The organism is Staphylococcus sp. EG-SA-2, assembly GCF_017152085.1.
The window spans coordinates 1-613 of sequence record NZ_JACYHC010001270.1; the positions used below are offsets into that span (position 1 = coordinate 1).

Consider the following 613-nt stretch of genomic DNA (forward strand, 5'->3'; position numbering starts at 1 on the left):
TTTACTTTTAATGCGTACTGAATAAGGTTATTTCAGCGATGGAATAACAAATAAAGGTGGTACCGCGAAACATAAGCTTTCGTCCTTTTTATCCGATTCATTCGGGTACGAAGGACGGAAGCTTTTTTTATTTTTTCTTATAGGAGGGTCTTAATATGAAGGATACACAGTTAGCCCAAATCACATTAACCGATGATTCAACCGGTGCTATAGCGAATCCAATCCATTTATCTACTGCCTACAAGCATCCAAAACTAGGACAATCGACAGGTTTTGATTATACACGTACTAAAAATCCTACACGCTCAACATTTGAAACCTGTTTTGCCAAACTCGAACATGGTATTGCATCATTCGCTACATCAAGTGGAATGTCAGCCATTCAATTAATATGTAATTTATTTAAACCACACGATGAAATTTTAGTTTCATTCGATTTATACGGCGGCACATTTAGATTATTTGAATTTTATGAGCAACAATACAATATCAAATTTAAGTACGTTGATTTTACAGATTATGAACAAGTTGAAAAAGAAATCACTGATAAAACAGTTGCATTATTCATTGAACCAATATCTAACCCACAAATGATTGCTATTGATGTAAAGCC

Annotated in this window: 1 protein-coding gene; it reads left to right on the forward strand. The window is 34.1% G+C overall.

The window, feature by feature from the left end:
- Positions 1-155: 155 nt before the first annotated feature.
- Positions 156-613: PLP-dependent transferase (locus IDG60_RS20475; RefSeq protein WP_206161128.1), on the forward strand; the 458-nt coding region annotated here is incomplete at its 3' end.